8 protein-coding genes are annotated in these 4,705 nt (G+C 56.7%); 4 read left to right on the top strand and 4 right to left on the bottom strand.

The genetic code is table 11. The features are described from left to right. The first annotated feature begins 50 nt into the window (after positions 1 to 50). A complete protein-coding gene (locus tag AC4FS3_RS28355; RefSeq protein WP_491023316.1) occupies positions 51 to 704 on the top strand; it encodes a hypothetical protein in 654 nt (217 codons plus the stop codon). 306 nt (positions 705 to 1,010) lie between these two features. Here the strand turns inward: AC4FS3_RS28355 and AC4FS3_RS28350 are convergent, their stop codons facing one another. From AC4FS3_RS28350 to AC4FS3_RS28335, 4 genes are all read right to left on the bottom strand, one after another. Further along, a complete protein-coding gene (locus tag AC4FS3_RS28350) occupies positions 1,011 to 1,343 on the bottom strand; it encodes a hypothetical protein (protein ID WP_491023315.1) in 333 nt (110 codons plus the stop codon). A 401-nt stretch (positions 1,344 to 1,744) separates the two neighbouring features. Beyond that, positions 1,745 to 2,056 carry a hypothetical protein gene (locus AC4FS3_RS28345; RefSeq protein ID WP_491023314.1) on the bottom strand — a complete coding sequence of 104 codons (312 nt, stop codon included), beginning with the start codon at positions 2,054 to 2,056 and terminating at the stop codon, positions 1,745 to 1,747. Between the two features lie 68 nt (positions 2,057 to 2,124). Beyond that, entirely contained in the window at positions 2,125 to 2,421 is a 297-nt protein-coding gene (locus AC4FS3_RS28340) for a hypothetical protein (RefSeq protein ID WP_491023313.1), read from the bottom strand. Positions 2,422 to 2,425: 4 nt separating this feature from the next. Then, positions 2,426 to 2,941, bottom strand: coding sequence for a TraY domain-containing protein (locus AC4FS3_RS28335; protein WP_491023312.1), 516 nt, complete (start codon positions 2,939 to 2,941; stop codon positions 2,426 to 2,428). A 300-nt stretch (positions 2,942 to 3,241) separates the two neighbouring features. On the opposite strand from AC4FS3_RS28335, the gene AC4FS3_RS28330 reads away from it, so the two are divergent. From AC4FS3_RS28330 to AC4FS3_RS28320, 3 genes are all read left to right on the top strand, one after another. Next, a complete protein-coding gene (locus AC4FS3_RS28330; RefSeq protein ID WP_491023311.1) occupies positions 3,242 to 4,078 on the top strand; it encodes a Rha family transcriptional regulator in 837 nt (278 codons plus the stop codon). After that, positions 4,075 to 4,419, top strand: coding sequence for a hypothetical protein (locus AC4FS3_RS28325; RefSeq protein WP_491023310.1), 345 nt, complete (start codon positions 4,075 to 4,077; stop codon positions 4,417 to 4,419). The genes AC4FS3_RS28330 and AC4FS3_RS28325 overlap by 4 nt, the downstream gene beginning before the upstream one ends. A 71-nt stretch (positions 4,420 to 4,490) precedes the next feature. Continuing rightward, on the top strand, positions 4,491 to 4,682 hold the full coding sequence (locus AC4FS3_RS28320; RefSeq protein WP_491023309.1) for a hypothetical protein: 192 nt from the start codon (positions 4,491 to 4,493) through the stop codon (positions 4,680 to 4,682). Positions 4,683 to 4,705 lie beyond the last annotated feature (23 nt).

Here is a 4,705-nt window from a genome sequence, read left to right as displayed (position 1 = left end):
GCCAGCCATAATCTGGTCCTCCTGAAAACGGGATAAGCATATCCCTGTGGGTGGACCACTTCAGTGGGGGCATTCCAACCGTTGATGCTTGGTATGAGAGCAGCAAGGCGATCCTTATGGATCGGCGGGCTGAGGAGATATTAGGGCTGACCGCGCACCAGCAGGCCATCGAGGCGCTGGAGCAAGAGCACCAGCTCCGGCTCTGGGAGGCAAGGGAGAACGCCCGTCAAGTAGAGCTATCGGCGCAGCGCAGCATGTACGGCGAGCTTGGTAATCTCCTTGGAATGTTCGCGGGCGAGAGCCGTCTGGCGGCAATTGCGCAGATTGGTATCAACACTGCCTTGCGTATGGCTGAGACTGCACAGAACACAGCCGCCGCGTCGATGCGTGCTCTTGCAGAGCTTGGCCCCATTGCCGGCCCGCCAGCGGCAGCCAAGATCGCGGCCTATGGAAAAATCCAGATGGGACTTATCGCCGCGGCAGGTGCGGCTCAGGGCCTTGGCGGTGGCGGGCGAGGCGGTGGATCTTCTTCAGCAGGGGGGGCTTCTGGCGCGACCCCTGCCACAGTTGCGCCCCCGCAAAACGTTATCCTTGAAATGCGGGGAAGCAGCCGGTTCACGCCGGAAGAAGTGGCTGATATGATTAATCAGTTGCAGAAATCTTCAAAAATCGGCGTGAACATTACCGCCCTTGTCAGGAGCTGATTACCGGCAGGGGCCGGAATATACAGTCATACCTTGCACCACTTCGACCATCGCAACGCTGTATCCCTTGGGGCAACCTTCGGGTTTTGCGGCCCATTGTGAAATCATGGCGTCATGGTGTGAGCGATCCGTTCCGGCCTGGGGTGGTAACACATAGCGGAAGCTGCGTGAACCATCTTGGGAAATCGCAGCCGATCCTGTTCCCGCCATGAGGCTTATGCCCGTCGAAGGGTCAACCACCAGTGGGTCGACACAGCCAGAAAGCGCGATTGCTGCCAAAAGCGCCGTGCAGGTTCTAATCATGGTTCACTCTGTTTCAGTTTCTGTTGCTATTGTCGGAAACGCATACACGTTTGCGCCTTCGTCCGATGAAATCAAATGAAGTAGCGGATCTATAAGACTCTCAGGGGCTTTGGCATCCCGCAAAATGCGAATACTGCTCGTTACGGCCGAAACTCTGACATTTGGAGACATGATTTCGTTTTCTTGTAGCGCACGAATAAGGTTCACAACGAGAAGGCGGAGAACACCAGACTCCGCCCGTGCTGTATCAATTTCAGTTCTTAACTCAACGATCTTCCTCGCTAAATGCTGAACGGCCTCAGGCCAATCGGATACGGAAATTTTGTCTTCACTCACTGCGCACACCCTGCGACGAGCGCCACGGCGGCAAGGGCAAGAATAGGGCGCATGGGAAATCCTTTCGAAATGACTTGGTCTGACATCGATGGATGGGTCCAAGTGGGATTCACGGGTTTGGGATCAGGATGACACCGCTCTCAGCTATCATATAGTTTCCGCTTGAAAGTTCGTTCACCGAGCGACCATCTTTCGTGGAAAGGTCGAAGCCTATTGAAACCCAAGATGCCTCTGCTTGCCCGTACTGCCTAACTTCGCGAAAGCGCTCAGATTTGAATACAACGTATGGCGCGCCATGTTTGTCTTGGCACTCAATGGCCGCGACAATTTCTGATCTGATTCTCATATCTTTGCCTTGAGGGGTTTATGCTATGTTCGTTCCAAGTCGGGATGCTTGGGTCTCAGATCTTAACTTCAACGACGAAGGGGTGCGAGCGATCATGCTCGGTCTGGCCGCTGAATGTCATGAAGCGAGATTGGCGAGCGGTCACACGAGCGAGGCGGTTGAGCTGGAGTTGCAGCTCGATCTTGGCGAATTCAGTGATCAACTCCGAGAGCTTCTCTTGTTCAGCCCAGTTCCCGCACGCAGCGCATCCGAAATCGGCGGCATCGCCGTCAGCTTCTGCCCGCTTGCGTATCGGCGCCTTGCAGACGCCGCAAAGGATCGTGTGAGACGTCTCGCCAATGCGAATGGTGATGTCGTCATCGCTCATGAAAATACCCCCTTATTCCAATTACGCCATGGTCGGCGGGCGGGGAGAGGGGAGTCAACCGGTGCGTGTCAGCCGATTTTGGCTGACGCCTTCACGTCACTGGATCGGTAAACGAGGACGGCTGGCGTGATCTCCGCGTACGGGATCGTCTTGGAAATCGACGAGTTCAGATAAACTGCGGTGAACCCAAACAGTGCTGGCGAAAGACCTGAGAATTCTGCCTTGATTTTGTCGAGCGCGCGCCCCAATCCCGCGTCGTGAATTCTCTCTATGCCGAACCATTTGCGAAAGGTCTCAGCGTCAACCTTGGCGTATCCTTGCTCTTGGAGGCGCTTGATGAATTCTGCTTTTGTCGCGGGCTGCATGGCGTCACTCCTCGGGGGCGTCGGGTGGGGTGGGGGCGAGTTCGATAAGGGCTCCCGTCGACATGAGGCGCCACAAAGGGGTCACAGAAGAAAGCAGTTCGTTGGCTTCCACTGTGATCTTGTCGCGCTCCGCCTGAGTTCTGGCCGCAGCTAGTCGTTGGGTCCATTCCGCCATGAACTTAACCAAATCGAAGTCTGTCTCTCGCTCATTTCGGAGCGAGATAGCCTCCTGGACTTGGCGGATCTCATCGTGCAGCCGCATCAACTGATGCTGAGCGGCAGCGGCATGCTGCTGCGCCATCGCAGCTTCGGCTTTCAAGGCGGCTAGCCTGTCCGAAAGTGGGTCATCAAGGATACTTTCACGACGGCTGATCGAATCCTCAAGCCGGACGATGATCTCTGCTGAGAGACTGCGGAATGACCCGCGCGCTGCACGTTCCAGCTTCGCCTTAAGCTCTGCTGGGATCATGAATTTATACTGAACGCGCGAATCTTCTGACATGGTGCGCAAGATGGACATGAAATGTACTTGCGGCAATGGTACACTTTATGTACCAATGGTACATGATTTGTACTGAGGCGGAGGCCATGAGGAAAAATCAACACCAATACAAGATGAACTTGCCCAGTGATGTGAGTGACTGGGTGGAGGCCGAGGCGGCAAAGAATTGCCGGTCCAAGAGCGCACAGATCGTGTTTGTTCTGAGGTCGGTCGCGGCAGCAGGGGGTGAGATTGGCGTCCAAGCCCCTGCTGCCGAAGTCGAAACTGCCGCCTGATCAGAGGCGGCGTTCCTGTCAACCTGGCTTTAGAGGAGCCAAGATGCATACCGAACATCATAATCCGGGAATGATCCCGATGCTAGCGGGCGCGATGGGTGCGCCGTTGACCATGTCGTCGCGCGAAATCGCTGATCTGGTCGAGAAGCGCCACGATAACGTTAAGCGCACCATCGAGGCGCTGGTCGAACGCGGCACGATTGTTCGCCCTCAAATTGAGGATGAACAAGATACCGATGCGATGGGGCGGAAGCGTACCACATCTGTGTATCTCCTCGATAAGCGCAGCAGTTTCATCGTCGTGGCGCAGCTGTCGCCCGAGTTCACGGCGCGCCTCGTGGACCGTTGGCAGGAACTGGAAGAGGAAAAGGCAAACGGCAGCCTGCTTCCGAACTTTGGTGATCCTGCGCAGGCAGCCCGCGCTTGGGCCGATCAGGTTGAGGCCAAGCAGGCGCTCATCCTCGAAAACCGCGAAAAGGATGCGGTGATCGCCAAGATCCAGCCTAAGGCTGACGAGTATGATGCCTCGCTCGATACCGAAGGCGTCGTGAAGGTCGAGGACTTCTGCAATAAGCATCAGGTGAAGCGCAATCATCCCGGTTATGTCCTGCGCAAGCGCCAGTATCTGCATCAGAAAAAGATGCTGGCCACCCTCGTCGGCACCCGTTCCGGTATCGTGAAGAACATCGTGAGCCGGGAGAACTTCGAATACGTGGACAGCAAGGGCAACGCGGTCGAGGCCCAGAGCGCGATGATCGTGAAGCAGCGCGAGGGTGATCTTCTTCGGCTTCTGTTCGATGATCATGGGGCGATGGCGTTCCGCAACGATCTGGCCTTCGCTCGCGCCAAGCGGATGATCGGATTGGAGGGTGCGGCATGACCACGATTGAAAAATCTGCGCTCGAAGTGATCGGCAAGAAACTCTGGCTGGTCAATTTCATGGCCGGCTACATCGGGGATACCGGCGTCAACTTTGAGGATGGGCAGGGCGGCAACGATGCTGTCCACCAGGTCTGGGCCGATGCGATCTTCGAGAATTACACGCTTCTCAAGGATGCAGTAACAGAGTTAAAGCAGGCGGTTTTGTTGCTTCCTGTCGAACAAGCGCAGGTCGTTTCAATGGCTTATGCAACGGCTGACAGTGAGGCCCGCGCGCGAGGCGAGGCAACCGCTCTGCTCGCAAGCATTCAGCGCAAGATCAGCGACGAGAAGAACGGCTGAATAAAGCGGCCCCCGGAAGCGTTCCAGCGCAACCGGAGGCCTAACCCCAACGATCTGACAAGGAGATCGCCATGGCTTCCGGCCAATATAGACTCACGCCCTCTGAATACCAAGAACTTCGCCTCAGCGACATGTTCAGCGACCCCCGTCTTTCCCGCGCCTTCCGGCGTGGCGAGGACGGGGAGGCGCTTCCGGTCCCGATGCCGGTTCGCCCGCTGGAGCCTCAGCTCGGCGAGTTCCTGTCGCAGGAGGTGGACGCATGAACCGCCGCGACATCATCACCGCC

This window comes from Pseudogemmobacter sp. TB195, from assembly GCF_058313095.1.
Note: the sequence above shows the minus strand (reverse complement) of the source record. Positions and strands in the feature narration are given on the sequence as shown.

What these genes read in the sequence shown, in the direction of transcription:
- AC4FS3_RS28345 (WP_491023314.1), bottom strand. Translation starts at nt 2,056, where the DNA reads ATGAGCGATGACGACATCACCATTCGCATTGGCGAGACGTCTCACACG.
- AC4FS3_RS28325 (WP_491023310.1), top strand. Translation starts at nt 4,075, where the DNA reads ATGACCACGATTGAAAAATCTGCGCTCGAAGTGATCGGCAAGAAACTC.
- AC4FS3_RS28340 (WP_491023313.1), bottom strand. Translation starts at nt 2,421, where the DNA reads ATGCAGCCCGCGACAAAAGCAGAATTCATCAAGCGCCTCCAAGAGCAA.
- AC4FS3_RS28320 (WP_491023309.1), top strand. Translation starts at nt 4,491, where the DNA reads ATGGCTTCCGGCCAATATAGACTCACGCCCTCTGAATACCAAGAACTT.
- AC4FS3_RS28335 (WP_491023312.1), bottom strand. Translation starts at nt 2,941, where the DNA reads ATGTCCATCTTGCGCACCATGTCAGAAGATTCGCGCGTTCAGTATAAA.
- AC4FS3_RS28330 (WP_491023311.1), top strand. Translation starts at nt 3,242, where the DNA reads ATGCATACCGAACATCATAATCCGGGAATGATCCCGATGCTAGCGGGC.